Source organism: Burkholderia alba, assembly GCF_034721475.1.
Lineage (GTDB): Bacteria > Pseudomonadota > Gammaproteobacteria > Burkholderiales > Burkholderiaceae > Burkholderia > Burkholderia alba.
This window is the reverse complement of the sequence record NZ_JAWJWL010000001.1, coordinates 335,010-361,130: the sequence shown is the minus strand read 5'-3', so window position 1 is coordinate 361,130 and position 26,121 is coordinate 335,010. Positions and strand designations below refer to the sequence as shown.

Annotated in this window: 21 protein-coding genes; 6 read left to right on the top strand and 15 right to left on the bottom strand. The window is 67.9% G+C overall.

The window, feature by feature from the left end; all coding sequences use genetic code 11:
• Nucleotides 1–113: 113 nt before the first annotated feature.
• The 8 genes from RZR99_RS01585 to RZR99_RS01550 form a co-directional block, all read right to left on the bottom strand.
• The gene (locus RZR99_RS01585; RefSeq protein ID WP_323118028.1) at nt 114–1,058 is read right to left on the bottom strand and encodes a LysR substrate-binding domain-containing protein; all 945 of its coding nucleotides are present in this window, start codon (nt 1,056–1,058) and stop codon (nt 114–116) included.
• A gap of 91 nt (nt 1,059–1,149) precedes the next feature.
• Nucleotides 1,150–2,079, bottom strand: coding sequence for a polyphosphate kinase 2 (gene ppk2 / locus RZR99_RS01580; RefSeq protein ID WP_323117960.1), 930 nt, complete (start codon nt 2,077–2,079; stop codon nt 1,150–1,152).
• Between the two features lie 95 nt (nt 2,080–2,174).
• Complete coding sequence (locus tag RZR99_RS01575) at nt 2,175–3,629, bottom strand: OmpW/AlkL family protein (RefSeq protein WP_407655389.1); 1,455 nt, start codon at nt 3,627–3,629, stop codon at nt 2,175–2,177.
• A 10-nt stretch (nt 3,630–3,639) separates the two neighbouring features.
• Nucleotides 3,640–4,935, bottom strand: coding sequence for an HlyD family efflux transporter periplasmic adaptor subunit (locus tag RZR99_RS01570; RefSeq protein ID WP_323117958.1), 1,296 nt, complete (start codon nt 4,933–4,935; stop codon nt 3,640–3,642).
• Nucleotides 4,936–4,947: 12 nt separating this feature from the next.
• The gene (locus RZR99_RS01565; protein WP_323117957.1) at nt 4,948–5,970 is read right to left on the bottom strand and encodes a hypothetical protein; all 1,023 of its coding nucleotides are present in this window, start codon (nt 5,968–5,970) and stop codon (nt 4,948–4,950) included.
• Entirely contained in the window at nt 5,967–8,087 is a 2,121-nt protein-coding gene (locus RZR99_RS01560) for a peptidase domain-containing ABC transporter (protein ID WP_323117956.1), read from the bottom strand. Before RZR99_RS01560 ends, RZR99_RS01565 begins: the two co-directional genes overlap by 4 nt.
• Before the next feature lie 131 nt (nt 8,088–8,218).
• Nucleotides 8,219–8,401: a hypothetical protein gene (locus RZR99_RS01555; protein ID WP_323117955.1), complete on the bottom strand. Its 183-nt coding sequence runs from the start codon at nt 8,399–8,401 to the stop codon at nt 8,219–8,221.
• Nucleotides 8,402–8,634: 233 nt separating this feature from the next.
• Nucleotides 8,635–8,808 (bottom strand): hypothetical protein, encoded by a 174-nt coding sequence (locus RZR99_RS01550; protein ID WP_323117954.1) that lies wholly within the window; start codon nt 8,806–8,808, stop codon nt 8,635–8,637.
• A 281-nt stretch (nt 8,809–9,089) separates the two neighbouring features.
• Here RZR99_RS01550 and RZR99_RS01545 point away from each other — a divergent pair, with 281 nt between their 5' ends.
• Nucleotides 9,090–10,517, top strand: coding sequence for a TolC family protein (locus RZR99_RS01545; protein WP_323117953.1), 1,428 nt, complete (start codon nt 9,090–9,092; stop codon nt 10,515–10,517).
• 21 nt (nt 10,518–10,538) lie between these two features.
• Here the strand turns inward: RZR99_RS01545 and RZR99_RS01540 are convergent, their stop codons facing one another.
• From RZR99_RS01540 to RZR99_RS01530, 3 genes are all read right to left on the bottom strand, one after another.
• The gene (locus RZR99_RS01540; protein ID WP_323117952.1) at nt 10,539–10,991 is read right to left on the bottom strand and encodes a GNAT family N-acetyltransferase; all 453 of its coding nucleotides are present in this window, start codon (nt 10,989–10,991) and stop codon (nt 10,539–10,541) included.
• Between the two features lie 116 nt (nt 10,992–11,107).
• Nucleotides 11,108–12,826, bottom strand: a complete 1,719-nt coding sequence (ggt, locus tag RZR99_RS01535; RefSeq protein ID WP_323117951.1) for a gamma-glutamyltransferase — start codon at nt 12,824–12,826, stop codon at nt 11,108–11,110.
• Nucleotides 12,823–13,086: a hypothetical protein gene (locus RZR99_RS01530; RefSeq protein WP_323117950.1), complete on the bottom strand. Its 264-nt coding sequence runs from the start codon at nt 13,084–13,086 to the stop codon at nt 12,823–12,825. Before RZR99_RS01530 ends, ggt begins: the two co-directional genes overlap by 4 nt.
• A gap of 10 nt (nt 13,087–13,096) precedes the next feature.
• Here RZR99_RS01530 and RZR99_RS01525 point away from each other — a divergent pair, with 10 nt between their 5' ends.
• Both RZR99_RS01525 and RZR99_RS01520 read left to right on the top strand, forming a co-directional pair.
• A complete protein-coding gene (locus RZR99_RS01525; protein WP_323117949.1) occupies nt 13,097–13,615 on the top strand; it encodes a metal-dependent hydrolase in 519 nt (172 codons plus the stop codon).
• Between the two features lie 200 nt (nt 13,616–13,815).
• Nucleotides 13,816–18,198, top strand: a complete 4,383-nt coding sequence (locus tag RZR99_RS01520) for a DEAD/DEAH box helicase (RefSeq protein WP_323117948.1) — start codon at nt 13,816–13,818, stop codon at nt 18,196–18,198.
• Nucleotides 18,199–18,296: 98 nt separating this feature from the next.
• On the opposite strand, the gene RZR99_RS01515 is transcribed toward RZR99_RS01520, so the two are convergent.
• The gene (locus RZR99_RS01515; RefSeq protein WP_323117947.1) at nt 18,297–19,424 is read right to left on the bottom strand and encodes an isocitrate lyase/PEP mutase family protein; all 1,128 of its coding nucleotides are present in this window, start codon (nt 19,422–19,424) and stop codon (nt 18,297–18,299) included.
• Nucleotides 19,425–19,605: 181 nt separating this feature from the next.
• Here RZR99_RS01515 and RZR99_RS01510 point away from each other — a divergent pair, with 181 nt between their 5' ends.
• A complete protein-coding gene (locus tag RZR99_RS01510) occupies nt 19,606–20,904 on the top strand; it encodes an APC family permease (protein ID WP_323117946.1) in 1,299 nt (432 codons plus the stop codon).
• A gap of 30 nt (nt 20,905–20,934) precedes the next feature.
• On the opposite strand, the gene RZR99_RS01505 is transcribed toward RZR99_RS01510, so the two are convergent.
• Together RZR99_RS01505 and pcaQ are read right to left on the bottom strand one after the other, a co-directional pair.
• Nucleotides 20,935–22,407, bottom strand: a complete 1,473-nt coding sequence (locus tag RZR99_RS01505) for a GGDEF domain-containing protein (protein WP_323117945.1) — start codon at nt 22,405–22,407, stop codon at nt 20,935–20,937.
• 108 nt (nt 22,408–22,515) lie between these two features.
• Nucleotides 22,516–23,502 (bottom strand): pca operon transcription factor PcaQ, encoded by a 987-nt coding sequence (gene pcaQ, locus RZR99_RS01500; RefSeq protein WP_323117944.1) that lies wholly within the window; start codon nt 23,500–23,502, stop codon nt 22,516–22,518.
• Between the two features lie 105 nt (nt 23,503–23,607).
• On the opposite strand from pcaQ, the gene pcaH reads away from it, so the two are divergent.
• Both pcaH and pcaG read left to right on the top strand, forming a co-directional pair.
• The gene (gene pcaH / locus RZR99_RS01495; RefSeq protein ID WP_323117943.1) at nt 23,608–24,312 is read left to right on the top strand and encodes a protocatechuate 3,4-dioxygenase subunit beta; all 705 of its coding nucleotides are present in this window, start codon (nt 23,608–23,610) and stop codon (nt 24,310–24,312) included.
• Nucleotides 24,313–24,314: 2 nt separating this feature from the next.
• Nucleotides 24,315–24,911, top strand: a complete 597-nt coding sequence (gene pcaG, locus RZR99_RS01490) for a protocatechuate 3,4-dioxygenase subunit alpha (protein ID WP_323117942.1) — start codon at nt 24,315–24,317, stop codon at nt 24,909–24,911.
• 769 nt (nt 24,912–25,680) lie between these two features.
• On the opposite strand, the gene RZR99_RS01485 is transcribed toward pcaG, so the two are convergent.
• Nucleotides 25,681–26,007: a hypothetical protein gene (locus RZR99_RS01485; RefSeq protein ID WP_323117941.1), complete on the bottom strand. Its 327-nt coding sequence runs from the start codon at nt 26,005–26,007 to the stop codon at nt 25,681–25,683.
• Between the last annotated feature and the right edge of the window lie 114 nt (nt 26,008–26,121).

Genomic DNA, 26,121 nt, shown 5'->3' with positions numbered 1-26,121 from the left:
CCCACCATTCGATGAATGAGGGTAATAATAATGTGCGCGACGCGGAAGCAGTGACGGTCCATGCACGCAAGCTTCGTCGATGCCCGCGCCTTTGTCAATCCCCTCGGCGCCGCTCACAGCCGTGCCTGGAGCGGCGCCGGCGCGGGCGTCGACGGCGCCCGGCTGTGTTCCGCGAGCCAGACCTCCTGCTGCAGCCACTCGCGCAGCTGGATCAGATGCGGTAACGCGGTCTGCTCCGGCCGCGTGACGAACCAGTACGACTGATGGCCGTCGACGTGCACGTTGAGCACCTGCATCAGCTGCCCCGCCGCCAGCTCGCGCGCGACCATGTGCCGGTCCGCGATCGTGATGCCGAGCCCGTCGACCGCCGCGCGGATCGCATGATCGAGCAGGTCGAATTCGTAGCCGCCGCGCGTGTCGACATCGGCGATTCCGGCGGCCTTCAGCCAATGCTGCCAGGTGAGGTAGCGCTGCTCGTCGGTCGCGAGCACGTGCAGCAGCGTGAAGCGGTTCAGGTCGATCGGTGCACCGTCCTGACGCAGCCGTGCGTACAGCGCCGGCGAACACACCGCAATGTGCTGCTCCTGCATCAGCAGCACGCTGTCGAATTCATCCCACTCGCCGTCGCCGAAACGGATCGCGCAATCGAGCACGCGCGACTGGCCGAGGCTGTCGTGCGTGCGCGTGGTCAGGCTCAGCGCGAATTCCGGATGCTGGTCTCGCAGGCGCCCCAGCCGCGGCATCAGCCAGCGCGCCGCGAAGGTCGGCGGCACGTTCACGCGCAGCCGGTTCAGATGGGTTTTTTCCTGCAGGCTGCGCACCGTCAGCTCGATCTTGTCGAACGACTGCTGCAGCGCGCGCAACAGCACGCGGCCCGCGGCGGTCAGTTCGAGCTGGTGGTGGCGGCGCTCGAGCAGCGTCTCGCCGAGCTGCGCCTCGAGCTGCCGGACCTGCCGGCTCACGGCGCTCTGCGTGACGCTCAGCAGTTCGGCCGCCCGCGTGAAGCTGCCGGTGCGGCCGGCCATCTCGAAGGCTTTCAGCGCATTCAGCGCGGGCATTTTGCGTTTCAAGGGCGTGGCGTCGAAAGAGGCGATGACGCGTATTGTAGGCCGGTGCGCGGCCGCCTCCGCCGGCGCCCCGGCCGCCGCGTCAGTACAGCTCCGGCACGATCATGGTGGACGGCACCGGCCGGCGGATATAGTCGTCGTGATGCTCGCGCATCGGCAGTTGCACGACCTCGCGCTCCACCTCGTGATACGGCACCTGCTCCAGCAAGTGATGGATGCAGTTGAGCCGCGCCCGCTTCTTGTCGACGGCCTGCACGACCCACCACGGCGCCTCCGGGATGTGCGTGCGCGCCAGCATCTCCTCCTTCGCCGCCGTATACGCTTCCCAGCGGCGCCGGCTCTCCAGATCCATCGGGCTCAGCTTCCATTGCTTGAGCGGATCCTCGATGCGGTTGTGGAAACGCACCTCCTGTTCGTCGTCGGTGATCGAAAACCAGTACTTGACGATCTGAACGCCGCTGCGCACCAGCATCTTCTCGAACTCCGGCACCGAGCGGAAGAACTCCTCGTACTCCGCATCGGTACAGAAATTCATCACGCGCTCGACGCCCGCGCGGTTGTACCAGCTGCGGTCGAACAGCACGATCTCGCCGCCCGCCGGCAAATGCGCGACGTAGCGCTGGAAATACCATTGAGTCCGCTCGCGATTGTTCGGCGCGGGCAGCGCCGCGACCCGGCAGACCCGCGGGTTCAGGCGCTGCGTGATCCGCTTGATCGCGCCGCCCTTGCCCGCCGCGTCGCGGCCCTCGAAGATCACGACAAGCCGGTGCCCGGTACTGACCACCCAGTCCTGCAGCTTCACCAGCTCGCCCTGCAGGCGGAACAATTCGCGGAAATAGTGCTTGCGGGCCTCGCGATGCTCGGCGCTGAACAGCGTATCGTCGCCATCGAAACGGCGGTCGTCGAACTCCATTTCGAGTTCTTCGTCGTACGCGTCGACCAGATCCTCCTCGAAGCGGCGTTGACGTTCGTGCAGCGGAGCCATGTCGGCCGGCTTGTCCTTCTCGCTCATCTCGCGCCTCCTTCAGCGTCGCTGGGCATTCCCCGCGATTATCGCAGGCCTGGATGTCAGAAGAATTACGGGCGCCGGAACACCCGCCGCCCCGCTCAGAACCGATAGTTGAGCAGCAGCGTGCCCAGCACCGGATTCGCGGAGATGTCGGTCGTGTTGGACGCCAGCAGCTTGTTGGGCTGGCTGATGTCGAGCGTGATGGTGGTCCGCAGCGGAATATAGGTCACCATGCCGGTCACCCACAGCCGCCGGGTAAGCTGGTAGCTCGCGCCGATCGCGAACACGGGCTGCCACACGCTCTTGATGGTGGCCGACACGTTGGTGCGCGCGGGCAGCGCCAGATCGGCGCCCGCCTGCAGCAGCCGCTCGATCGCGTTCGGATCCTGCAGCAGCGCCTGCAGGTTGCCGATCGCATTGCCCGCCGACAGCAGGCCGCCCAGCGACGCCAGCTTGCCGCTGAACACCGGGTTCAGATTGGTGTTGGTGAAGCGCGCATAGCTGACGCCCAGGCCGACGAACGGCCGGAAGCGGTCCTCGCGGCCGCCAAGGTAGTACTTGAAGATCGTCGACGCGAGCCACGCGCGGGTGGTGCCGAGCGGATTGCTGTTGCCGTTGCCGAGATCGATCAGCGGCAGCTTGCCCGATACGCCCGGGAAGATCTTGTCGAACGGCAGCCCGATGCTGCCGTGGCCGCGCAGCGTCAGCACCGGCGGAATCCCCGCGCCGAGTTCGGCGGCGAGGTGTTCGGTGAAGAAGTGCGTGAAGGTGAACGCCAGCGTGTTCGTGTTGCTGAGCGACACGCCGCTGCCCGCGTTGACGAAGCTGCCGAGCCCGAGCGCGCTGGTCTTGGTCGTGACGGGCGTCGATTTTCCCGTGGTCGCGACGAAATGCCAGCCGATGCCGATCATGTTGCGATCGTCGCCCTCGAGCTGTTCGAGCAGCGACGGCCCTTGCGCGACGGGCAAGTCCGGCAGCAGATCGGGATCGATCGGATGCAGCTCGTAGGGCATCCGATCGTAGCGCACGCCGGCGACGAAGCGCGGCGACGCGCCGGCGGGCGGACGTATCGGGGTGTCGTCGTAGGCGGCGCCGGGCGCCGATCCAGCGTCCGAATCCCCTCGGTGGGCCGCGCCGGGCGATACATCGGCCTCCCGATCGGGGCCGGCGTCGGCGAACCCGATGCCGTCGTCGCCCTCGGCACCGGGCGGGCGCGCCGTTCGCGCCGCGCTCGCCAGTCCCAGCGTGATGGTCTGATCGGACAGCCTGCGCGCTGGCGGCTCGGGCGCCGCGCCGGACGCCGGCACGGGCCGCACCGGCGCGGCTGCGCGCGCCGCCGACGGGTCGGGCGTCGGCCCCCACGCCTCGGCGTCGAAGCCCGGCGCATCGCCGCCCGGATAGAAGCCGATGCCGTCCGCGCCGAGTTGCCAACGCGCGCCGCCGGCCTGCGCTTGCGCCTGCGCCGAACAGGCGCAAGCGAGCAAGGTCGCGCCCAGCCAGCGCGCGAGCGGCGCGCGGCGCGGCGGATCGGGATGGCGGTGCGGCTTGCCGATCCGCATCGCGTCAAGCGGGCGTGCCGAACATGCGCTGACGGATCCGGTACAGCGGTTCGAACAGCCATTCGAGCAGGCTGCGCTTCTCCAGCACGATGTCCGCCTTCAGCGTCATGCCCGCCTTCAGCCCGAGCGGCTTGCCCTCGAAGCTCGGCGTGCGCTCGGAGAGCGCCACCCAGCTCTTGAAGTAGGTTTGCGGCGTGCCCGACTCGGCGGGCAGATTCAGCTCCTTCGCGGAAAACGCGACCGGCGAGACCGACAGCAGCGTGCCGCGATAGGTGCCGAACTTCTCGACCGGATAGCTGCCGTACGCAAGCTTCACCTCCTGCCCCGGCTTCGCGAACCCGGCCTTCGACGACGGGATGTACAGCTCGGCGATCAGTCCGTCCGCCTTGGCCGGCAGGATCTCGACCACCCGCGTGCCGGGCGGGTCGATCACACTGCCCTTCACGACATCGAGCCGCACGATCTGCCCGTCGGCCGGCGCGTACAGCACCTGGTTCACGCTCTCGTCGATATTGAATTCCTTCGAGTTCAGCTCCTCCTGCTTGATCTTCAGCTCGGCGTTGGAGCCGTCGTATTTGTTCTGCAGCGTATCGAGATCGCCGCGCAGCTTCATGACGTTCTTGACCAGGTCGGCCTTGCGCAGCAGCAGATCCTGGTAAGCCTGGCTCGCCTGCAGGTATTGGGTGTTCACCTGGTTGTACTGTTCCAGCGTGACGACCTGTTCGCCCAGCAGCTGCCTGACCCGGCCGCGCCGCTCCTCGTATTCCGACATGATGCGTTTCTGATCCAGGATCTGCTTGTCGATCAGGCCGCGGCTTTCCGCCAGCGCGCCGATCTGCTGGTTGATCTGCTGGATCGTCGACTGGTATTCGAGCTTCGCGGCGTCCATCTGCTGATCGACCTCCACGCGCTGCCGCTTCAGCGCCTCGCGCATTCCCTGCACGTTGTTCGTCTGCGTGACGAAACTCGTGTCGCGCGTGACGCTCAGCAGCTTCTGGCCCGCCTTCACCTGCTGGTCCTTGCCGACGAACACGTCGCGCACGGCCCAGCCGGGCGGCGCGCCGACGCCGATCAGCCCCGAGCGCGGCGTCAGCATGCCCATCACGCTCTCGGTGTTCGCATAGGTCAGCCGGACGAGCGCGACCACGAACATCGCGAACATCGCAATCGACAGGTAGCAGAAGAAGCGCATCGACACCGGCACGTCGACGACACCGTTGATGACGGTGCCGAACGTCGTGCCGCGCATCAGCCTGCGCGGGGTCTTCTGCTCTCTCAGCGTCGTGATCCAGTGGGGCATGGGGTCGGCTCGTCAGGAATGGCGCGCCGCGCGCGCGGGGCCGCGCGTCGCGTGCTCAAGCAGCGGGGACGGCATCAGGTAAGGCGTGAAGTGCTCCCAGAAATGCCATTGCTCCGGCTGGCCGACGAGCGCTTCCTCGAGCTTGTCGACGATGCGCTGATGGGTCGCCAGCACCGGCGACGAGGCTTGCGCGTCGCCCAGCATGCGCGGCGCGACCCGCTCGTCCAGCTCGACGAAATGCATCGCGCAGCGGTCGCGGAACGGCACGCCCGTCGCGTAGGCGACGAGCAGCGGAATGTCGTGATCGACGGCCAGCTTCACGCCGCCGCCGGCCAGCCGAACCCAGCGGCCGCCGAGCCGGCACGGATTGGTCTTGCCGAAGCGGCCGTGCAGGTCGGAGAACAGCAGGAACACCGGCTGCTCGTGCCGCAGGCTCGCGACCAGCCGCCGCAGATGCACGCGCTGCTCGATGTCGATCAGCTCGATCTTGCCCGCGCCGTACTCGTCGACAAGGCGGGTCGCATCGTCGAAAAACGCGCCGGGGGCATCCTTGTGCATCACGATCATCAGCTTGCGGTCGTCGGGAATCAGGAAGCGCAGCTTCGTGACGAACAGCATCAGGTTGCCGAAATGCAGCCCCGCGAGCATCAGCGGGCCGGAGCGGGCCAGCGCCGCGCGCAGCGCCGGCTCGCCGTGGCACGCCATCCCGTCCAGCAGCGCCTTCATCGACGCCAGGCTGTGCGTGCGCAGCATCAGGCCCGCCAGCTCGGCTTCGAACAGCTCGCGCACGATGCTGTCCGCGACGCCGCGAATGCGCGCCGGGTCGTCGTTCAGGTGCGCGCTCATCATGTGCGCGACCGACCGCTCGATCGACTCTCGAATCGACGGAAAACAGCGCAGGCAGGTGCCCGCGCACCACCGCATCATCCGCAGCCCGCGGTCCGGCGAACGGCCGAGCGCGATGCGGCGTACCGTGCGCCGGACGAAGAACGCATAGGAAAACGCGTTGAACAGGAACAGGCGCAGCAGGCTCATCGAGGCAGCTCCGGTTCGCGCGGCGCCGCATCGGCCGCGACCAGCACGCCGTCGCGCATCTCGTAGATGCGATCCACCATCGACAGGATCGACGCGTCGTGCGTGACCAGCACGATCGTGCACGGCAGCGTCAGCACGTTGCGGCAGATCTCGTGGGTCGTCGCCTGGTCCAGATTCGACGAGAATTCGTCGAGAATCAGCAGCCGGGGCTCGCAATAGAGCGCCCGCGCGATCAGCAGGCGCTGCATCTGCCCGGCCGACAGGAATTTCTGCGTATCGCCGAGCGGCGTGTCGTAGCGATGGTCGAGCTGCTCGATCTCGTCGTGGATGCACGCGAGCCGCGCCGCCTCGAACATCGCGGACAGCCGCGGCGCGGGCGCGAAATTGGTGATGTTGTCGCGAATCGTGCCGCGAAACAGCTGGTCGGATTGCGTGACGGCGGCGATATGCTTGCGGTACAGCCGCAGGTTGACCTCGGCCAGATCGACGTCCCCGATCCGCACCGTGCCGGGCGCGGGCGCATAGAGTCCGCAGATCAGGTTGAGCAGCGTGGTCTTGCCGCTGCCCGTGCGGCCGACGATGGCGATCTTCGCGCCGGCCGGCACGTCGAGATGGATGTCGCGCAGAATCGGACGGCTGCCGCCCTTCGGCGTATAGGTCAGCGCGCGGATCGACAGCGCGCCGTCGAAATGCTCGACCGAACGCACGGCCGCATCGGGCGCGGGCTCCTCGGTCTCCGTCTGCAGCACGTCGGCCACGCGATCCATGTGCACCTGCAGAATCTTGCGCCGCACGTACAGCTGGATCGAATCGACGAACTTGTCGGCGAACAGGTTCTTGTACTGGATGAATGCGTAGATGATCCCGATCGTGCTCTGGCCGTGCATCACGAGCCACGCGCCATAGGTGACGATCACCAGTTGCTCGACGTTCACGATCCCCTTCGAGATCGCGTCGAACAGCAGCTGCAGACGCTCCTGCTGCCGGATCGCCTGCAGCTTCTGCGTGAACGCGTTCACCCACAGGCTGCTGCGCGACGTTTCCGACGACAGCAGCTTGATCGAATGCGCGGACCGGATGTTCTCGATCAGCAGCGCGTCGGCCTCCGCGCCGCGCGTCAGGATCTGCGACATCGCGTCCTGCAGCTGCGGCTGGATCGCGAGCCGGCTCAACGCGAACAGCACCATGCCCGCGAGGCTGATGCCCGCGAGCACGGGGCTGTAGTACAGCATCAGCACGAGCGTCATCAAGCAAGTGACGAGATTGAGCAGTCCGCCGATCAGCCCGTCCACCAGGAAGCGCCCGATCTCCGAGACCGACGCGACCCGCGAGATCGAGTCGCCGGTGTTGTGAAACAGGTAATAGCCGATCGGCAGGCGCGCGAGATGCCCGACCATGTTGGCCGACAGCTGCTGCGACACGATGTTGCGCAGATAGCTCTTGATATTGCCGACCAGGTTCGCGTACAGCGTGTCGAACAGGAACACGATACTGAACAGGATGGTGAGCAGGTACAGGATGTCGACGTCGGTTTTCTTCAGCGCCTCGTCGATCGTCAGCTGCACGTAGGACGGCCCGAGCAGCAGCAGCATCTGCGCGGCGACGCCGCCCGCGACCCCGATCAGGATGCTCTTGCGGATGCCGGTCAGCCCGACGAGGTAGTCGCGCAGACGGATCCGGTCGGCCGCGCCGGCATGCTTGAAGCCGATGTCGGGATTCAGCTCCAGCGCGTAACCGGTGATGTGCGTGAGCGCCTGCGTGAGCGGCAGCTTCGTTTCGCCGAGTGCGGGGTCGACGATGTGCACGGTGCCGTAGCCGACCTGGGTCAGCACCACGTAGTGGTTCATCCCCCAGTGCAGGATGCACGGCAGCTTCAGCGCGTCGATCTCGTTCGCGTCGAACTGCAGGCCGCGCGCGCGCATGCCCAGGTCGTTCGCGATCTCCATCAGATCGAAGAACGACAGGCCGGAATCGATCTTCACCGGATAGCGGTTGCGCAGCGTGCGCAAGGTCGTCTCCCGGCCGTGCCAGGTCGCGATCATCGCGAGACACGCCAGACCGCACTCCGTCACCTCGTCCTGCAGGACAGGCCTGACTTTATTCGTATTGAACAGCATAGGCGGACATGCGCTGAACACAGCAATGCCGGTCCGCGCGCGACAGCCGCCTCAACGGCCGCCGCGCGGACGCGACTCGGGCGCTGCGGCCGGACGGTCCGGCCGCAGCGGCGGCGAATTCGAAACGCGGGTCAGCTCGACCCTAGCGCGATCTTCAGCTGATTGACGGCCTGAGCCTGGTATTGGGTCATGAGCCCGTTGATGACGGGGCCGATCGACTGATTGGCGAGCGCGACGGTGTATGCCGCCGAGCCGGAGTACAACGATCCGCCGCCGTTGATCCGGCGGGCCTGCTGTTCTGAAATGGCTTGCATCGGGGTGGCCTTTCTCTTGTAGCGACGTCATCAATCCGAAAGCGGCTTTAAATAATTTTTTAAAACCCGCCCACAGGGATGCCTCGACATCGCCGTCTCCTGATTATTGCCGTTACGTAATCGGAGCGCGTTAATATTTATTATTGCCCGCGATTTGAAACGGAATACCGTTTAATATTGCATTGCGTCATGTCACGCGGGGGGCGCCTCCCCGCGCAGGCGATGACTTGCCTTTACTTGCCGTTGCTGTTGTACGACTTCGGGTTCTGCAGGTAGCCGCCGAGCGTCGGCAGGAACTGGCCGAGCGCCGTCACGACCGGGGCTGCCGCGACTGCCAGGCTGCCCAGCGAGCTGATCGGGCCGCCGCCGTGTACGCGTTTGGCCTGTTCCATCGTCATGACCTTCATAACTATCTCCTCGTAAAGAATAAAGATGACGTCAAGAACCTTCGTTAATATGCAACTGGCCGTAAATAACCGAACGACATTTATTTAATAATCGCCGCGATTACGAGCCGAAATCAGGCTATCATGCGCGCAGACCGGAAACAAGAGATCCGGATACCCTTATATAAGAGTTTCGAGACAGTTGGCAATCCCCAAATTGATACCTTTGTTTAAACCCGCCAATTGAAACGTTTCAATGCAGGCGCCCGCCCCTTGACGACGGGCGGACAACGGAGACGGCGATGTTTGAAACGACGTATTTGTGTGCCCCACCTAAACTCCGGCATTCGGGTTTTCACTTAACAAAAAAAACCGGCCGGAAAGGCGGCGGCACAACGGGTCTCGCGGCCTGCGTTGCAGTCGCGCTACTGAGTATCGGTTCCAGCGCGCGGGCGTTCTGTCTCGACGAGGCGTACCAGCATGCGGTCGTCAGCGATCCGAAGTTCCTGCAGGCGCAGGCCGAGTACGATGCGGCCCGCCAGAAGTATCCGCAGGCCCGTGCGCAGATGCTGCCGCAGGCCAGCATGCAGCTCGAATGGGGGCGCTACGGCACGCACGCGAACCTGTTCGGCATCGACGTATCCGGCAACAGCACGGCCGCCTACGGCGCGGCGCAGGTCACGCAGGCGGTGTTCAACATGCCGTATCTCTACGACCTGAGCCGCGCGAAGGAATTCGAGGAATCGGCCAGGCAGCAGTTCGAGGTCGCGAAGCAGGAGCTGATCCTGCGGGTATCCGACGCCTGCTTCGACCTGCTCAGCGCGCGCGAGAAACTGCAGTCCGCCGACGACGAGGTGAAGGCGCTCACGCGGCTCGAAAGCGACACGCGCCGGATGGCGCAACTGGGCATGAAGACGATCGGCGACACCGCCGAGATCGAGGCGCGCCGGGCGCTCTCGCAATCCGACGCGGTACTCGCGCTCACCGAGGTCGACGCGCGCAAGGCGCGCTACGAGACCCTGCTCGGCTCCGCGATCGATTTTTCGCGCTGGCCCCGCCTCGTGATGCGCGGCACCTCGCCGCGCATTCCGTCCGGCGACTACCAGCCGCAGGACAACCCCTCCTATCAGCGCGCGTACCGCGACGTGCAGGTCGCGCGGCTCGCGGCGAAGCGCATCGGCGCCGAACATCTGCCGACCGTCGATCTGTTCGCCTCCTACTCGCGCGGGCTCAACCCGAATCTGCGCGGTCTGACCGACGCATCCGATTTCCACCAGAGCGCGGTGGGCGTGCAGGTGACGATCCCGATCTTCTCGGGCGGCAGCGTGCATTACCGGCAGGTCGAGGCCGAGCACGTGTCGACGCAATATCAGAACCGCCTGCGCGAAGTCGAGCAGCAGCTGAGCACCGACCATCGCGAAACGCTGTCGGCGCTCGAATCGATCGGCACGCGGATTCGCGCGCTGCAGCAATCGCTGCAGGCGGCGCGGCTCGCCTACGACTCGTCGATCAAGGCGCATCAGGTCGGCTACAGCACGACCTATGAAACGCTGAACCTACGCACGGACATCTCGACCATCCGCCAGAAGCTGTTCGAAAGCTATCTCGACGCGCTGAAGCTGCAACTGAAACTGAAAGGCATCCTCGGCACGCTCGACGAGCAATCGCTCGAAGCCGTCGACAGCTTCCTCGCGAGCAATGCCGCGCCCGCCGAGCCGGCGCGCAACTGAACGCCGGACGGCGCGAGCCGCTCAGGGTGTCAGGTGGTACGCGTAGAACACGTCGTCGCGCTCCCAGCCGAGCGATTCGTACAGCGTCTGCGCGGCGCGGTTGGTGCGCGCGGTGCTCAGGTCGAGGCGCGCGACGCCCGCCGCGACCGCGTGCAGCCGCGCGGCCAGCAGCAGCGCCTTGCCCGCGCCCGTGCCGCGCGCGGCGGGGGCGACGAACAGATCGTAGAGCACCAGGATCGGCGCGGCCTCGACCGAGCAGAAGGTCGGGTACAGCTGGCAAAAGCCGACGATCGCGCCGTCCGCCTGTTGCGCCGCGAGAACGATCGACTCGCGCCGCCGCATCCGCTCGCCGATGAAGCGCTCGGCCAGCTCGGCGTCCGGCGCCTGTTCGTAGAACTGCCGGTACAGGTCGAACAGGCGCCCGAGCGCGGGCACATCCTCGGGCACGGCAAGCCGGACTTCGACGGAACTCATAGCGATATCTCGCGAAACGGGAGTGGGCATGCGCGGCGCTACGCGGCGCGCCGCATGAAAAAACGCCGCCGGACATCGCTGTCCGGCGGCGCTACTGTACGCGAAACCGCGCCGCGTCAGCGGATGATGCGGGTCACGCCCCGGCCGCGCGGATCGGCGGCGGCTTCCGGCGTGTTGCCGTCGATCTTGATCACCTGGATGTCGCCGCTGAAATTCTGGCCCTTCAGCGTATAGCCCTTCGCCTCGATCCCCTTCGCCAGCTCGCCGTCGATCGGATGGTACGGCTCCCAGAAGATCGTGTTCGGCGGCAGCAGTTGATGATGGAAGCGCATCGCGCCGACGGCCTCCTTCAGCGGCATCTTGAAGTCGTAGACATTGCTGATCACCTGGAAGATCGACGTGAAGATCCGCGAGCCGCCCGGCGTGCCGATCACGAGCGACACCTTGCCGTCCTTCGTCAGGATGGTCGGCGACATCGACGAGAGCGGCCGCTTCTTCGGTTCGATCGCATTCGCGTCGCTGCCGACCACGCCGAACATATTCGCGACACCCGGCTTCGCCGAGAAATCGTCCATTTCGTCGTTGAGGACGATGCCGGTGCCGTCCGCGACGACGCCCGAGCCGAAATAGCCGTTGATCGTATAGGTGTTCGACACCGCGTTGCCCCACTTGTCGACCACCGAGAAGTGCGTCGTTTCCGCCTTCTCCGGCATCGACGTGCCGAGGCCGGGCTGCACGCTCTTGGTATCCGACGGCGCGGCCGGGTTCACCTCGGCGGCGCGCCTCGCGATATACGCGTCGCTCGTCAGCCGCGCGACCGGCACCTGATAGAAATCGGGATCGCCGAGATACTGCGCGCGATCCGCGAACACGCGCTTCTCGATTTCGGCGACCAGGTGCACGTATTGCGGCGAATTGAGCGTCACGCCGTCGAAATCGGCCTTGCGGTCCTCCTTCATCTTCAACAGCTGCACGAGGCCGATGCCGCCCGAGCTGGGCGGCGGCGCGGTGATCACCCGATAGCCGTTCCAGCTCGCCTCGATCGGCTGACGCCATACCGCCTTGTACTGCTCGAGATCCTGCTTCGTGATCAGCCCGCCACCCTGCTTCATCGCGGCGGCGATCAGGTCGGCCGTCTTGCCGTCGTAGAAATCCTTCGCGCCGTCGTTCGAGATGCGCGCCAGCACCGAAGCGAGATCGGGCTGCTTGAAGTTCGCGCCCACCTTCATCGCGCCGAAGTACCGGTCGAAATTGGTCTTGCCGCCGAATTCCTTCGACGCGTCCACCGCGCGCTGCGCGAGCTGTTCGTCGACGACGAAGCCGTCGCGCGCATAGCGAAGCGCCGGCGCGAGCACCTGCTTCCACTTCAGCTTGCCGAAGCGCTTCTGCGCCTCCCACATCCCGGCGACGGTGCCCGGTACGCCGACCGCACGATAGCCGTACAGGCTCATGCCCGGCACGACCTCGCCGCTCTTGTCGAGGTACATGTCGCGGGTCGCCGCGAGCGGCGCGCGCTCGCGATAGTCGAGGAAGTACGGCTTGCCGTCCATGTAGACGGTCATGAAGCCGCCGCCGCCGATATTGCCGGCCTCCGGATACGTGACGGCCAGCGTGAACGCGATCGCCACCGCGGCGTCGATCGCATTGCCGCCTTCCTTGAGGATCTGCTCGGCGGCGTCGGCGCTGTACCTGTCGGCGACGGCGACCGCCGAACTGGTCAGCACCGCGTGCTGCGACACCTTCGCATAGGCGGGCGCATTCGGCATGAACCCGGTCGCGGCGGCCGTCACCAGCGCGACGGCGCCCGACGTCTTGAAGCGGTTCACGATACTCATTGCATGTCTCCCATGTTGATCTCCTCGTCGGGACTTGAAGCGAAGCCTGTCCAGCGCTTATAGCACGCGGCGGCGGGTATACAAAAAGCCCGCTCGGCAGCGGTGCCGCGCACGCCGGGCCCCGCGCGGCGGACATCCCGGGACGTTGCCGACAAATGGCGGCCGATCGAGGCGGCATCGGAAATTTTGCCTGCCGCCTGCGCCGCCGCGCGCGGCAATCTGCGAAGATAGCGCCCTTTCGTTTTTTGCGGCGCACCCACGCTTCCCGGTATGGCATCACACGCAGCACATCACGCGACCGGCTGGGCCGCGGGTCTCATCGCCGCCGCGCTGGTCGCGCAGGCGGGCGCGGCGGGACCGTGGCACATCGGCAGTCTCGCCGCGTTCGCGGCGGGCGTCGCGGGCGGCACCGCCCCCGACTGGCTCGAGATCGCGTGGTGGACCCGCGCGCGGCGGCTCTGGATCACGCATCGCACCCTCACGCATTGGGGCATCGGCTGGCTCGCGGCGCTGGTCGTCGGCTATCGCGCGCTCGGCCATCCTCACCCGTGGGCCGCGCCGCTCGTCGGCTTCGCGTGCGGCGGCCTGATGCACCTGCTCGCCGACTGGCCGAATCCGCTCGGCGTACCGTGGCTCTGGAAGCGTCATTCGTTGAACTGGTGGAACAGCGGCCGCTGCGACCTGCTCGTCGTCGCGGCGGCATGGGCCGGCGCGCTGTGGTTCACCCAGGCGGCATGGGGACACGCGGCGCCGCTCGGCCACTGGCTCGCGTGGCTGCGCAACGTGTAGGCGCATCGGCCGCCGCGCGCGCGATCCGCATGACCGCGCCGCACGCGGCCTCCCGTCGGGCGGCCGCCGCCCTCGATCCCGGGTCGCGCGCGGATCGCCGAAAGCACGCACGTCGGCCAGCACATCCGTGCCGCCTCTGGCACACTGGCGGCTTGGCCGGACGCACTGTCGCGCCCGGCTCTCGCCCCATTTACCGCCCGATGGACGTCACCGTCACCCGTCCCGCCGGCGCGCTCGATGCGTTCCATCCCGCCGTCGCCGCCTGGTTCTCGCAGACCTTCGCCGCCCCTACCGGCGCGCAAGCCCGCGCGTGGCCGCACATCAAGGCGGGCCGCTCGACGCTCGTCGCCGCGCCGACCGGCTCCGGCAAGACGCTGACCGCGTTCCTGTCCGCGCTCGACGATCTGGTCCGCGACGCGCTCGCGCACGGCGGCACGCTGCCGGACGCGACGCTCACGCTCTACGTATCGCCGCTGAAGGCGCTGTCCAACGATATCCACGTCAATCTCGACGCCCCGCTCGCCGGAATCGGCGCCGAGCTGGCGCGGCGCGGCCTGCCGGTGCCGGCGATCCGCACGGCGGTGCGCACCGGCGACACGACGCAGGCGGAGCGCAACGCGCTGCGCAAGCGCGCGCCGCATATTCTCGTCACCACGCCGGAATCGCTGTACGTGCTGCTGTCGTCCGACTCGGGGCGGCGCATGCTGTCGACCGTGCGCACGGTGATCGTCGACGAGATCCATGCGCTCGCGAACAGCAAGCGCGGCAGCCATCTCGCGCTGTCGCTCGAACGGCTCGACGCGCTGACGGGACGCCGGCTGCCGCGCATCGGACTGTCCGCGACGCAGAAGCCGGTCGAGGCGGTCGCGCGATTCCTCGTCGGCGGCCGCGACGACGCGCCGCTCGACTGCGCGATCGTCGACACCGGCCACGCGCGCGAGCGCGACCTCGCGCTGGAACTGCCGCCCGTTCCGCTCGAACCCGTGATGTCGACGGAGGCATGGGAGCGCGTCTACGACCGGATCGCGGAGCTGGCCGCCGCGCACCGCACGACGCTGGTGTTCGTCAATACGCGGCGGATGGCCGAGCGCACCGCGCGCCACCTCGCGGACCGGCTCGGTCAGGAGGCGATCGCCGCCCATCACGGCAGCCTCGCGAAAGAGCACCGCTTCGACGCGGAGCAGCGGCTCAAGCACGGCAAGCTCAAGCTGCTGGTCGCCACCGCGTCGCTCGAACTGGGCATCGACATCGGCGACGTCGATCTGGTCTGCCAGATCGGCTCCCCGCGCGCGATCGCGCCGTTCCTGCAGCGCGTCGGCCGCTCCGGCCACCAGGTCGGCGGAATGCCGAAAGGCCGGCTGTTCCCGCTGTCGCGCGACGAACTGATCGAATGCGCGGCGCTGTTCGACTGCATCCGGCGCGGCGAGCTGGACCTGCTGCGCATCCCGCGCGCGCCGCTCGACGTGCTCGCGCAGCAGATCGTCGCCGAAGCCGGCTGCGCCGAGTGGAACGAGACGGCGCTGTATCGCTGCGTGACCCGCGCGGCGCCCTATGCGGCGCTGCCGCGCGAGCAGTTCGACGACGTGATGGCGATGCTCGCGACGGGCTTCACCACCCGGCGCGGGCCGCGCGGCGCGTATCTGCATCGCGACATCGTCGGCGGCACGGTGCGCGGGCGGCGCAACGCGCGGCTCACCGCGGTCACGTCGGGCGGTACGATTCCCGACAACGCCGACTACGCCGTCCTGCTCGAACCGCAGGGCGTGAACATCGGCACCGTCAACGAGGATTTCGCGATCGAGAGCCTGGCCGGCGACGTATTCCAGCTCGGCAACCAGTCGTATCGGATCATCCGGGTCGAGACGGGCCGCGTGCGCGTCGAGGATGCACGCGGCCAGTCGCCGAACATTCCGTTCTGGCTCGGCGAAGCGCCGGGGCGAAGCGACGAACTGTCGGCGGGCGTCGCCCGGCTGCGCGCCCGGCTCGACGCGCTGCTCGCGCCGAACGACGCGCCGCCGGCGGACGGCGCCGACGCGAGCCGCCTCGCGCCCGCGCTGCGCTGGCTGACCGGCGAGCTGGCGCTGCCTGACGACGCGGCGCGGCAGATCGTCGACTATCTGGCGCGCGCGCGCTCGGCGCTCGGCGCGCTGCCGACCCAAGACACGCTCGTGATGGAGCGCTTCTTCGACGAATCGGGCGGCACCCAGCTGGTGATCCATTCGCCGTTCGGCAGCCGCATCAACCGCGCGTGGGGGCTCGCGCTGCGCAAGCGCTTCTGCCGCACCTTCAACTTCGAACTACAGGCGGCCGCCACCGACGACGCGATCATTCTGTCGCTGTCGCTCGCGCACAGCTTCGCGCTCGACGAGGTCTGGCGCTACCTGCGCTCGGCCAGCGCCGAACACGTGCTGACCCAGGCGCTGCTCGACGCGCCGCTGTTCGGCGTGCGCTGGCGCTGGAACGCCACCACCTCGCTCGCGCTGCCGCGCTACACGGGCGGCCGGAAAACCGCGCCGCAACTGCAGCGCATGAAAAGCGAGGATCTGCTCGCGACGGTGTTCCCCGATCAGGTCGCATGCGCGGAAAACCTGGTCGGCGAACGCGAGGTGCCGAAACATCCGCTCGTCGACCAGACGCTCGACGACTGCCTTCACGACGCGATGGACACCGACGGCTGGCTCGCGCTGCTGCGGCGGATCGAGGCGGGCGACGTCGAGCTGGTCGCGCGCGACCTGCCCGCGCCGTCGCCGCTCGCGGCCGAAATCCTGAACGCGAAACCGTACGCATTCCTCGACGATGCGCCGCTCGAGGAGCGCCGCACGCAAGCCGTGCTCGCGCGCCGCTGGAGCGATCCGGAAAACGCCGACGATCTCGGCACGCTGGACCCCGACGCGATCGCCGCGGTGCGCGACGAGGCGTGGCCGCTGGTCCGCGACGCGCACGAGCTGCACGATGCGCTGATCGGCCTCGCGTGCATCGCGGACGCGGAAGCCGATGCGCGTGACGGCTGGCGCGCGTGGCTCAACGCGCTGGCCGCCGGCAAGCGGGTCGCGCGGCTCGCGTTCGCCGACGGCGGCGGCCTGTGGCTGCCGGCCGAGCGCGTGGCGTGCCTGCGCGCGCTCCACCCCGACGCGTCGCTCGCGCCGGCGCTGAAGCCGCCGCCGGGTTTCGCCGATCCGTGGGAGGCCGGCGCCGCGCTGATCGACGTGGTCCGCGCACGGCTCACCGGCTTCGGTCCATCGACCGTCGCGGAGATCGCCGCGCCGCTCGGGCTGCCGCGCGCCGCGATCGACGCGGCGCTGGCCGCGCTCGAAAGCGAAGGCTACGTGATGCGCGGCCGCTTCACGCCGGGCGCGCCCGACGAGGAATGGTGCGAGCGGCATCTGCTCGCGCGGATCCACCGCTATACCGTCAAGCGGCTGCGGCGCGAGATCGAGCCGGTCGAGCGCGCCGATTTCATGCGCTTCCTGTTCCACTGGCAACGCGTATCGCCGGACACGCGCGGCACGGGCCGCGACGCGCTCGCGGCGGTCGTCGAACAGCTGGCGGGCTTCGAGGCGGCGGCGCTCGCGTGGGAGGAAGCGCTGCTGCCCGCGCGGCTGACCGACTACATGACGGGCGGACTCGACGCGCTGTGCCGGTCGGGCAAGCTGGCGTGGACGCGCATCGGCGCGCCCGCGAAAAGCGCGAGCGTACCGGTCAAGACCACGCCGGTCGTGCTGCTGCCGCGCCGCGACCTCGCCGCGTGGCAGGCGCTGCGCGATCCGGCCGCGCAGCCCGCGCTGTCCGCGCGCGGCGAACGGGTGCGCGACACGCTCGCCGCGCACGGCGCGATGTTCTTCGACGAACTGCTCGCGGACACGCATCTGCTTCAGGTCGAATTGGAAGGGGCGCTCGGCGAGCTGGTCGCGGCGGGCCTCGTCAACGCGGACAGTTTCGCGGGGCTGCGCGCGCTGCTGAAACCGGCCGTCAAGCGCGGCGCGTACTGGGCGCCGCGCACCCGGCGCGGCGGCGCGCTGATCGGCGGCATGGACGACGCCGGACGCTGGGCGCTGGTGCGGCGGCCCGTCGACGACACCCGCGAGCCCACCGCGCCGAACCGCGTGCCCGGCTTCGACGCGACGGCCCCCGCCACGCTCGAACACGTCGCGTGGACGCTGCTGCGCCGCTACGGCGTCGTGTGGTGGCGGATACTCGAGCGCGAAGCATCATGGTTGCCCGGCTGGCGCGCATTGCTGCGCGTGTACCAGCGACTCGAAGCACGCGGCGAGATTCGCGGCGGCCGCTTCATCGCGGGGCTCGCGGGCGAGCAGTTCGCGCTGCCCGAGGCGATCCCGGTGCTGCGCGACGTGCGCCGCCAGCCGCCCGACGGCCGGATGATCTGCGTGAGCGGCGCCGATCCGCTCAATCTCGTCGGCACGCTGCTGCCCGGCGACAAGGTGCCCGCGCTCGCGGGCAATCGCGTGCTGTACCGCGACGGCGTGCCGGTCGCATCGCTCGTCGCGGGTCAGTTCGTCTATGCGGATGCGCTCGACGCGCACGAACGCGAAGCGGCACGCGTGCATCTCGCGCGCCACCGCTGACGGCGGCCGTTACGCCGGCGCCGCCGTGAGCGGCTCGCCGAACGGTCGCCGCATACCCGCCCGGGCAAGCCGGGGCACACGCGCCGGTCCTCGCCCGATCACACCTTGCCGAACGCGGCCCGTATCCCGGCCATCGCTTCGAAATAGGGCGCCGGCCCGAAAGACACGCGTGCGATCCCGAGCGCCGCCAGCGCCGCCCGGTCCGGCACGTCGCCGACGCGCATGGCATTGACCGGCAGGTCGAGGGTATCGCAAAGCGTCGTGAGGAGCGTGGCATCGGCAAGCCCGGGCACAAAGAATCCGTCGGCGCCGGCTTGCGCATAAGCGACGGCACGGTCGGTCGCCTCGGCGAGCAGCGCGCAATGGCGGCTTTTGTCGGATTCGCTCAGGAACAGGTCGGTTCGCGCGTTGATGAACAGCGGAACATCCGCCGCATCGGCCGCCCGCCGGATCGCGGCGATACGCTCGCATTGGCGGGCGATCGGATACAGCCCCGCCCCGTCCACGACCCGGTCTTCGAAATTGACGCCGACCGCGCCCGTGGCGATCAGGCTCGCCGCATTCCGGGTGAGTGCTTCCGGGCTTTCGGCATACCCGCCTTCGAAATCCACCGTGACCGGCAGATCGACGGTCGCGACGATCCGGGACACGATCCGCAATACCAGATCCAGCGGGATATGCTGGCCGTCTCCATAGCCATGCGCCGCGGCCAGCGACATGCTGCCCGTTGCAACGGCGGCGGCGCCGGCGTCGGCAATGGCCTTCGCGCCGCCCGCGTCCCAGATGTTGTAAAGCAGGACAGGGTCGCCCCGGACATGCAGGGCGGCGAATCGTCGGGCTTTCTCGGCTTGTGACATGGGTGATCCTTGCGTCTGAGGGTGGAGCGGCATCCGATCCGGATTGGCGTCTGTTTGCGTTGCGTCGTGCGGGCCTCCGCTCGGACGCGCCAGGGTCCAAGCATCGACGGAATGGGGAAAATCGATATCCGGTGTGCCGGGGTTGCTCGCCTCCGCGTGAAAGGCCTTCATCTCGTGAAGCACTCGCATCGCGGAGTATCCATCGATCCGCGCGATGCCGCTACTGACAGACAAGCGACAAACGAGCGCCCGATTCGAAGCGGTCTCCGGTTCGCTTCTTTCGTTCCGCGCGCGGATCGCATCCGGCATCTCCGGCGGCTGCCGCCTGCCCGCGCGCAGCGTCCGGCCGCCGCCCTCCATGCGAACCATTGCCGCCGTTCGGCGCCCTCCCGCCAGATCTGCTGACAACCGCGCACGACTACGCGATTCGCTTGCGCGAAGCGTCGCGCGATCCACTATCATCGCAGCGCGCAGCGCATCGTCGGAACCTCATCCGCGCGCTCGCGATACGCCGACCCGACCCGTTCACCCGCTCCAGGAGACCCTGCTCATGACGCATTCCGCCGACACCGGCGCGGCCGCCGCTCGGCATTCGCCCCACACCGGTTCGCTGACGATCTTCCAGGGCGCGGCGCTCTACATCGGCGCGGTGCTCGGCACCGGCGTGATCGCGCTGCCCGCGCTGGCCGCCGAGGTGGCCGGTCCGGCATCGCTGCTCGCGTGGGCGGGACTCGTGATCCTGTCGATCCCGCTTGCGGCCACCTTCGCCGCGCTCGGCGCGCGCTATCCGGATGCGGGCGGCGTGTCCACCTATGTGCGCAACGCGTTCGGCCCGAAGGCCGCCGCCGTGGTCGGCTGGTGCTTCTACTTCGCGGTGCCCGCGGGCGCCCCCGCCGCCGCGATGTTCGGCGGCGCGTACGTCGCGGCCGTGATCGGCGGCGGCCAGACCACCGTGATCGTCACGGCCGCCGCGCTGATCGCTACCGTGTCGGCGGCGAACGCGTTCGGCGTCACGGTATCCGGACGCATGCAGCTCGTACTGTCCGCGCTTCTCGTCACGCTGCTGCTCGCGGCCGTGCTCGCATCCGCGCCGCACGCGCGGCTGTCGAACCTGCATCCGTTCGCGCCGCACGGCTGGCTCGCGATCGGGCAAGCGGCCGCGCTCCTCGTCTGGAGCTTCGCCGGCTGGGAGGCGATCACCCATCTCGCCGCCGAGTTCCGCCGGCCCGCGCACGACCTGCCGCGTTCGACCGCCATCGCCGTCGCGGTGGTCGGCCTGCTGTACCTGTCGGTCGCGGCCGCGAGCGTGCTGGTGCTCGGCGCATCGGCCGGCACCTCGGACGCGCCGCTCGCGGCGCTGATCGCGCGCGGCATCGGCGGCCATGCCGGCGCGCTGGCCGCGGCCGCCGCGCTGCTGCTGACACTCGGTACGATGAACGCGTATTTCGCCGGCGCGGCGAAACTCGGCGCGGCGCTCGGCCGCGACGGTGCGCTGCCCGGCTGGCTCGCGCACGGCAGCCAGACGGGCGGCGTGCCGCGCCGCAGCCTTGCGCTGATCGCGGCGCTGGCCGGCTGCGCGCTCGTCGCCGCGGTCGTCACCGGCATGGGACCGAAGCCGCTGGTGCTGGTCACGTCCGGCTGCTTCGTGATGGTGTACGCACTCGGCGCGGCCGCCGCGATGAAGCTGCTGCCGCGCGGCAGCTTCGCGCATCGCTGCTCGTTCGTCGCGCTGGTGGCCGTGGCGGGACTGTTCGTGACGACCGGCTGGTATCTGGCGTGGCCGCTCGCGCTCGCGGCGGCGGCGCTGGCCTATCTGCGGATGCGGCAGGGCAGCACGCGCGCGGCGTGAGCGGACGGCGGCGCGGCCCCCCGCGCCGTCCTAACCCAGTCTCACATGAACCACGCGATTGCGCCCGCTCGCCTTCGCCTGGTAGAGCGCCTGATCGGCCGCCTCGACGACCGCCGCGACTTCCGGCGCGGCCACGCCGTCGTGCGGCTCCCATACCGCGACGCCGATGCTGACCGTGACGAATCCCACCTCCGACTGCTCGTGCGCGATCGCCAGCAGCCGCACCGCCAGCCGGATCCGCTCGGCCACCACCCGCGCGCCGTTCGGATCGGTATCGGGCAGCACGACGACGAACTCCTCGCCGCCGTAACGCGCCACGGCATCGCCCGCCCGGCTCGCCTGCCCCGCGATGCAGCGCGCGACGCGCGTGAGCACTTCGTCGCCGACCTGATGGCCGTATGCGTCGTTGTAGCGCTTGAAGTGATCGATGTCGACGAACAGGATCGCGAGCGGCCGCCCGCCGCGCACCGCGCGCCGCCACTCGCGCTCCAGCGTTTCGTCGAGCGCGCGGCGGTTGTGCAGCCCGGTCAGGCTGTCGGTGCCGGCGAGCCGTGCGAGCGCCGCCTCGGCCGCCGACTTGCGCCATAGCGAATGCGCGAGGCACAGACTCATCGCGACGAATGCGATGCTGAACGCCGTGGTCAACATGCCGAAGCGCCACGCACGGCTGCGCCACTCCGCGTAGATGTCCTGCTCGGCCACGGCGACCTGCACGACCAGCGGCACGCCGTCGATCCGCTGATACAGGTAGTAGCGCTTCACGCCGTCGACCGATGCGACGTCCGAGAACGAACCCGACCGGCTGAACAGCATCCGCGTGTACGGTCCGGTGCCGCGCAGATCGCGGCCGATCATCCCGTCCTCGTAAGGCATGCGCATCACGAGCTGGCCGTTCTCGTGGACCAGCCCGAGCGAGCCGTGCTCGCCGACTTCCATCCCGGACATCAACCGCCGGAAATACGCGAGCCGCACGGCCATCACGACGATGCCGTCGAAACGGCCGTCCGGCGTGTCGATCCGGCGCGACAGCGCGATGCTCGGATCGCCCTCGATCAGCCGCGCCCGGTACGGCGAGCCGACATACATCCCCAGATCCGGATCGTCGCGCTGCGCGATGAAGAAATCGCAATCGGCGAAGCTCCGGGTCGGTACCGCGCCGCCGTTCGACGACAGCTTGATCCGTCCGTTCGCATCGAGCACGTAGATCACGCCGATGAAATCGGCCGCCGCCGCGCGGTCGAACAGCACTTCGCGGCGCAGTTCGAGGGGCAGCCCGGCCAGCCACGGCTTGTTGATGCTTTCCACGACGCCCTGCAGCGTCAGGTCGTAGATATGGAAGTTGCGCGAGACGTCGCGCTCGATCATCAGAAGCGTATTGCGCGCGGCATCCTGCGCCCGCTCGAACGCATCGGCGCGGCTGTCGCGCAGGATCGCCGCGCAGATGGACATCATGACGATCGCCACGGCTACGCCGCCGGCGATCACCGCGTACCCCAACGGCATCCGGTACCCCGGACCGCTCCGTCCGCGGACTCCGGCATGTGTCGATTTCATGCTTGTATAGACGACCGCGACGCTACACGATCTCAGTGGAAAAATACCAAACGGCCATTATGTACGAAGCGCGGCCGCCCCCCGTGGCAAGCGCGGCCGCCGCCGGGCGCCCGCCGGCGCGAACCGTTCGCGCGCCGCCTCGCGCACCGCCTCGATCAGGGTGCGCGCGACGGGCGACGGCTGCGCATCGGTGCGCAGGATCAGGCCGACCGGTTCGTCGGCGCCCGTCGCGGGCAACGGCAGGCGCTCGAGCGTACCCGCGGCGAAATCCGCCTCGGCCGTATAGCGCGGCACGAACCAGACCGCATCGTTCTCGAGCGCAAGCGCCCGCGCGACCGACACCGACAGCACCTCGACGAACGATTCGAGCGGCGGCGCACCGCACGCGCTCAACAACTGGTCGGCCGCCTGGCGGATCAGCGTGCCGTAGGGCGGCAGCACCACCGGAAACTGCGCGAGCCGCGCGGCCGCCGACGTGCTGCCGGCAAGCGGATGCCCGGCGCGCACGACCGCGACCAGCGGCTCGTTGTACAACTGTTCGAACGCCAGCCCGACCATCCGCTCCGGCTCCGACAGGCGCCCGACCGCGCATTCGATCGCGCCCGCCTTCAGGCGTTCGAGCAGGTCGGCATTCGCAGCCGTCGCGATCCGCACGACGACCCGCGGCCACTGCGCGGCGAGCGCCTTCATCACGGCCGGCGCGAGCGAGGCCGCCACCGTCGGCAGCATGCCGATCTCGAGGGTGGCCGCCGCCGCGCCGCCGTCGCGCGCCAGCAGGCTCACGCCCTGCCGCAGCGCCAGCACGCACGCGTTCGCGTGGGGCATGAACAGCTGACCCTCGCGGGTCGGCAGCGCCCCCTGCCGGCCGCGCTCGAACAGCTTCACGCCGAGGATCGCCTCCAGCTCCGCGATCGTCTTCGAGACGGCCGGCTGCGTGATCGACAGGCTCTCCGCCGCCTTCTGCACGCCGCCGAACTGCGCAACCGCCAGAAAGCACTGCAGGTGCCTGAACTTGACCCGCGCATCGGCAATTCTGTTTTTCATAACGGTTAGTTATACGAGATTCAATAAAACATCATTTTGCATAACTTTTCAGATTCGATAAAGTTCTGACATTCCCCACCACAACACCATCAGGAGACACCTGCGATGGATTCGCTCCTCCTTGTGCCGCGCGACTGGCCGTCGCATCCGGCCTACGTTCATCCGGACTACCGGTCGTCGGTGAAACGCGGGCCGACCCGGCCGCTGATTCCGCTGAAGGAAAAGCTCCGCAACCAGCGTGCGCCCGTCTACGGCGCGGAAGATCTCGGCGCGCTCGATCACGACCTGACCCGCAATGCCGTGCGCAACGGCGAGCCGCTCGGCGAACGCATCATCGTCACGGGCCGCGTGCTCGACGAAGGCGGCCGGCCGGTGCGCGACACGCTGGTCGAGATCTGGCAGGCGAACGCCGCGGGCCGCTACGTGCACAAGGTCGACCGGCACGATGCGCCGCTCGACCCGAACTTCCTCGGCGCGGGGCGCTGCATGACCGACGGCGACGGCCGCTACCGCTTCCTGACGATCAAGCCGGGCGCGTATCCGTGGGGCAATCATCCGAACGCATGGCGGCCGAATCACATCCACTTCTCGCTGTTCGGCGACTACTTCGGATCGCGCCTCGTCACGCAGATGTACTTCCCCGGCGATCCGCTGCTCGCGCTCGATCCGATCTTCCAGGGCACCCCCGACGCCGCGCGCGAGCGTCTGATCTCGCGCTTTTCGATCGACACCACGGAAGAGGGCTACGCGCTCGGCTACGAATTCGACATCGTGCTGCGCGGCCGCGACGCCACCCCGATGGAGCGCTGACCATGACGACGCTGAAACAAACCCCTTCGCAGACCGTCGGCCCGTACTTCGCGTATGGTCTGTGTCCGCAGCAGTACAACTACGACCTCGCGAGTCTGTTCTCGCCGGTCATCGCCGCGCCGCACGCGACGGGCGAACCGATCCTGCTGATCGGCCAGGTGTTCGACGGCGACGACAAGGTGGTCGGCGACGCGCTGCTCGAATTCACGCAGGTCGACGGCGCGGGCCGCTACCCCGCGTCGCGGGCCGATATCGCGGCATACGGCTTCAGCGGCTTCGCGCGCGTGGGCACCGGCACCGATCCGCAGCAGCGCTACTTCGTCAGCACCGTGAAGCCCGGCCGCACGCAAGACGGCGGCGCACCGTACATCGACGTCGCGGTGATGATGCGCGGCATCCTCACGCATGCCTTTACCCGTGTGTATTTCGCCGACGAAGCCGCCGCCAATGCCGCCGATCCGGTCCTGGCGAGCGTGCCGGCCGAACGCCGGGACACGCTGCTCGCCCGCCGCGAGCAACCGGCGCCGCAAGGGATCGCGGTGTACCGTTTCGACATCCGCATGCAGGGCGAGCGCGAGACGGTGTTCTTCGACGTCTGACGCAAAATGCCGGCGCTGTAACGACGCGCCGGCATGCGTACACCGGGCGGCCCTCGCGGGGCCGTCCGCCGCTCGCCGTCGCGCAATCGCGGCCGGGAAACGACCGCGAACCGGTTGAGCGGGCATAGCCCGACACGCGCCGAACCCACGCGCCAGCATCGCGCCCATCGAGAGCCGCGCCGCCTCTCCCGCTCCATCCGGATGAATCGACCGGATAAATGTCTGTCGATTCACTCTCCTCCGATGCGGGAACGGCGATTCCTCGCTGTTTATCGAGAAAATAAGTTTTTTAGTTAATCAATCATTCCGACCGATCGGCAATTGATCGTTTTTTCCCGTCATCCCGCGCACCGGAATCGGCAAGACGCCCTCCCCCAATTAAATGTTTTATCGTCAATCAAAAAAAGTTTGACGAGCGGATTTTTTCATTGTTATCTTCCGGTTCAAGCATTACAGAATCTTACCGGGCATACGCAATCCAAACATATGCCTTACAGATTTATTTAAATACAATTACGCTTTTACGAGGGCGCCTTCCTGTTCAGAAACGCAAGAGTATTCCCGACGGCCGATTAACTTCCGGCACGGCATGAGATTATTCCGATTTCAGCATAAGAATATGCCGAATTGGAATTTATAATCGCGCGCCGATTAATTCCGACATATCCGAGATTATCTCGAATATGCGGATGTGAAAACCCTGTCGGGAAAACCGGCAACCCCGGCGATCGAAAACCATTCGACCGTTCGGCGGCGTTGCGGGAAACAGTCATTGCGTGGCGGTACGAACCGGGTACGCCGGCTTGAGTCGGAAAATCGAATGTGCAGAGCAGGCGCGCACCTGTCCGGATGCGCGCCCGGGGCACCGCTTTGCCCGGACATCCGTGCGCGTCGCCTCGACCGTCGTCCGCAGCAGCAGCAGCAGCAGCAGCGAATCCGATCCGGCCGCATCCGAAAGCGTCGTTTCATTGGACAAACAGATAGGAATTCTAATTACCTGAAAATGACTTGGGCCTTGACCGGCAAGCCGCAGAACCCCGGCCGAGGACCGCGCCGCACGAAACCCGATCGACCGTTCTTCCGGAGGGAAATCCATGTCGCCGTGAATCTCGTTGTCCGCCCTGGTCTTGCGTCAGCTTGCATCCCGTCCGCCCTCACTAAGGGGGCCGCGATGCTGCAATCGTTCTTCGTCAATGTTTCGGAGTCTACT

Coding starts and splice junctions, on each gene's coding strand:
- RZR99_RS01585 (WP_323118028.1), bottom strand. CDS start 1,058: ATGCCCGCGCTGAATGCGCTGAAAGCCTTCGAGATGGCCGGCCGCACC.
- ppk2 (WP_323117960.1), bottom strand. CDS start 2,079: ATGAGCGAGAAGGACAAGCCGGCCGACATGGCTCCGCTGCACGAACGT.
- RZR99_RS01570 (WP_323117958.1), bottom strand. CDS start 4,935: ATGCCCCACTGGATCACGACGCTGAGAGAGCAGAAGACCCCGCGCAGG.
- RZR99_RS01565 (WP_323117957.1), bottom strand. CDS start 5,970: ATGAGCCTGCTGCGCCTGTTCCTGTTCAACGCGTTTTCCTATGCGTTC.
- RZR99_RS01560 (WP_323117956.1), bottom strand. CDS start 8,087: ATGCTGTTCAATACGAATAAAGTCAGGCCTGTCCTGCAGGACGAGGTG.
- RZR99_RS01555 (WP_323117955.1), bottom strand. CDS start 8,401: ATGCAAGCCATTTCAGAACAGCAGGCCCGCCGGATCAACGGCGGCGGA.
- RZR99_RS01550 (WP_323117954.1), bottom strand. CDS start 8,808: ATGAAGGTCATGACGATGGAACAGGCCAAACGCGTACACGGCGGCGGC.
- RZR99_RS01545 (WP_323117953.1), top strand. CDS start 9,090: ATGTTTGAAACGACGTATTTGTGTGCCCCACCTAAACTCCGGCATTCG.
- RZR99_RS01540 (WP_323117952.1), bottom strand. CDS start 10,991: ATGAGTTCCGTCGAAGTCCGGCTTGCCGTGCCCGAGGATGTGCCCGCG.
- ggt (WP_323117951.1), bottom strand. CDS start 12,826: ATGAGTATCGTGAACCGCTTCAAGACGTCGGGCGCCGTCGCGCTGGTG.
- RZR99_RS01525 (WP_323117949.1), top strand. CDS start 13,097: ATGGCATCACACGCAGCACATCACGCGACCGGCTGGGCCGCGGGTCTC.
- RZR99_RS01520 (WP_323117948.1), top strand. CDS start 13,816: ATGGACGTCACCGTCACCCGTCCCGCCGGCGCGCTCGATGCGTTCCAT.
- RZR99_RS01515 (WP_323117947.1), bottom strand. CDS start 19,424: ATGGTTCGCATGGAGGGCGGCGGCCGGACGCTGCGCGCGGGCAGGCGG.
- RZR99_RS01510 (WP_323117946.1), top strand. CDS start 19,606: ATGACGCATTCCGCCGACACCGGCGCGGCCGCCGCTCGGCATTCGCCC.
- RZR99_RS01505 (WP_323117945.1), bottom strand. CDS start 22,407: ATGCCGTTGGGGTACGCGGTGATCGCCGGCGGCGTAGCCGTGGCGATC.
- pcaQ (WP_323117944.1), bottom strand. CDS start 23,502: ATGAAAAACAGAATTGCCGATGCGCGGGTCAAGTTCAGGCACCTGCAG.
- pcaH (WP_323117943.1), top strand. CDS start 23,608: ATGGATTCGCTCCTCCTTGTGCCGCGCGACTGGCCGTCGCATCCGGCC.
- pcaG (WP_323117942.1), top strand. CDS start 24,315: ATGACGACGCTGAAACAAACCCCTTCGCAGACCGTCGGCCCGTACTTC.
- RZR99_RS01485 (WP_323117941.1), bottom strand. CDS start 26,007: ATGGATTTCCCTCCGGAAGAACGGTCGATCGGGTTTCGTGCGGCGCGG.